The sequence below is a fragment of the Streptomyces sp. CO7 genome, from assembly GCF_053474865.1.
The window spans coordinates 72517-74688 of sequence record NZ_JBRIOU010000012.1 but is presented as its reverse complement, the minus strand read 5'-3'; the positions used below and the strand labels follow the sequence as shown (position 1 = coordinate 74688).

The following is a 2172-nucleotide window of genomic DNA, read 5'->3' as shown; positions in this document are numbered from 1 at the left end:
GGCCGTCGCCCCCGGCTGCCCCGGCCGCCCCGGCCCCGGCGGACCCAACGGCTGTCGCGGCGATCCTCAGGCGTGCGAGAGGCCGAAGGAGACCAGGAACCCGCACACCGTCACCAGGCCGATGGCGAGGTGCGCGTCCTCGAAGGCCTCCGGAATCATCGTGTCCGCGACCATCGCGAGGATCGCCCCGGCGGCCAGCGCCGTCACCGCCGCGATCACCGAAGGGGAGAACTCGCCCACCACCGTGTAACCGAGCACCGCCGACACCGTGCTGGCCGCCGCGATCGCGCCCCACACGCCGAACACGAACCCCTTGCTCCGGCCGGCCTTGCGCATGCCCGCCGAACTCGACAGCCCCTCCGGCACGTTGCTGATGAACACCGCGACCACCGTGACCAGGCTGACCGCGCCGCCGTCCAGCAGGCTGACGCCGATCACCGCGGACTCCGGCACCCCGTCCAGCAGCGCGCCCAGCGCCAACGCGGTGCCGGAGCCGCCCTGCTCGTCCTCGGAGGGCTGCCGGTGCGCCGCGTGACGACCCGACCGCTTCCGGTGCCGCGCTCCCCGGCGGGCCAGCCAGACGTTGCCCAGGGTGTACGCCACCGCGCCGATCAGCGTCCCGAGGGCCGCGGGAGCCAGCCCCGCCTGGTCGTACGCCTCGCCCACCAGCTCGAAGGAGACCGCGGAGAGCAGCACGCCGGCGCCGAAGGCCATCACCGTGGCGATCACCTTCGCCGGCACCCGCACCCCGAAGCCGACCACCGCCCCCAGCAGCAGCGCCGATCCGGCCACGAACCCCCAGAGCCCCGCCTGTACCACTTCAGCCATACGGCACCTCCTACCCGGGGGCCCGCGGACGAGCCCGCCCGGCCGACGGCTTTCACGCGCCCGGTGGAGTCACCGTGCGCACGGTCACGGACCCGCGTCCGCCTCCCCGAACCCGATCAGGGCGCCCCGGGCGTCGAACCGTGCGGTGCGGGCCCAGGCGAGCTCCCAGCGGTTGCCCTCCGGGTCCGCGACGTAGGCGGAGCGGCCGCCCCACGCCCGGTCCGCCGGCTCCGCGACCGGCAGCGCCCCGGCGTCCAGGGCGGCGCGGAACGCGGTGTCCACGTCCTCGCGGCGGTCCAGGTTGCAGGCGAGCGTCACGCCCGACCAGCCCGGCGCCGGGGGCGGCACGCCGGGGGCCGCCTCGGCGGCCAGGTCGTCGAGCGGGTACAGGGCGAGCAGCACGCCGCCCAGCAGGAAGCCCGACCAGGCGTCGTCGCTCCCGGGCGCCTCCTCCCAGCCGAGGGCGCGGTAGAAACGCCGGAGCGCCGGCAGGTCGCGGGCGCCGAGGGTCAGCACGGACAGACGCGCGGGAAGTCGGGACACGGCGGGAGGCTAACGCACGGGGGAAGGGCTCGGCACCCGGCCCCGCGTCACCGTCACCTGACCATGCCTCACCGTCACCTGGGCCGCGTCACCGTGGCCCGGCCCCGCGTCACCGGGACCTGGCACCGCGTCACTCGCCGCCCGGCTCCGTGTCACCCGTGTCGGTGACCCCGCCGCGTGGTGCGGCGCGCGCACTGGGCCGAACGGAGCAAGGTGACAGCGTGATCCGAACCCGGCAGCTGGCCCTCGCACTCCTCGCCCCCTTCCTGGTCACCGGCTGCGTCGCCGTGACGCCGAACGCGGCCCGCCCGCCGCGGGACGCCGCCACCGCCGCCGTCAGCCGGCCGGCGGTCGAGCAGACCACGCCACGTCGGGACGGGGGCGAGCTGGTCGAGAGCGGCGAGCGCAAGCGCCGTGCGAAGAAGGACCAGGAGAAGGCAGGCGGACGGAGCCGCGCCGGCGAGGGGACGCGGGTGCGGACGCAGGGGCGGGGCGAACCCGACGCCGGGCGGCCCCGGGCCCAGAACCCGTCCGGTACCGAGATCCGGTCCGGGGCGCCGGGAGCGCGGCGGCACGCCCACGGGCGGCCTCGGGCGAGGGCGGAGCAGCCGCGGGCCAGGGTGCGTCCCGCACCGCCCCGGCCCCGGCGGCACGGCGGCCACGGGGCCGGCGGCCGGGGCGGTTTCCGGATGGGCGAGTGGTGTCGGCAGGCCCGCGGGGTGGCCTCCTCGGACGTCGTGTCCCTCTGCCACCGGGCGTACGGGCGCTGACACCCGTCCGCGCATCGGCGGGGTGCGGGAG

Annotated in this window: 3 protein-coding genes; 1 reads left to right on the top strand and 2 read right to left on the bottom strand. The window is 77.2% G+C overall.

The window, feature by feature from the left end:
* Nucleotides 1–66 precede the first annotated feature (66 nt).
* Together ACOV8S_RS29965 and ACOV8S_RS29960 are read right to left on the bottom strand one after the other, a co-directional pair.
* Nucleotides 67–828 (bottom strand): ZIP family metal transporter, encoded by a 762-nt coding sequence (locus tag ACOV8S_RS29965; RefSeq protein ID WP_448321619.1) that lies wholly within the window; start codon nucleotides 826–828, stop codon nucleotides 67–69.
* An 84-nt stretch (nucleotides 829–912) separates the two neighbouring features.
* Nucleotides 913–1371: a VOC family protein gene (locus ACOV8S_RS29960; protein WP_448321618.1), complete on the bottom strand. Its 459-nt coding sequence runs from the start codon at nucleotides 1369–1371 to the stop codon at nucleotides 913–915.
* Between the two features lie 221 nt (nucleotides 1372–1592).
* Between ACOV8S_RS29960 and ACOV8S_RS29955 the strand changes: the two genes are divergently transcribed.
* Nucleotides 1593–2141, top strand: coding sequence for a hypothetical protein (locus ACOV8S_RS29955; RefSeq protein ID WP_448321617.1), 549 nt, complete (start codon nucleotides 1593–1595; stop codon nucleotides 2139–2141).
* Nucleotides 2142–2172 lie beyond the last annotated feature (31 nt).

Bases quoted from the DNA above. Each gene is read 5' to 3' on its own strand.
- ACOV8S_RS29965 (WP_448321619.1), bottom strand. From the start codon at position 828: ATGGCTGAAGTGGTACAGGCGGGGCTCTGGGGGTTCGTGGCCGGATCG.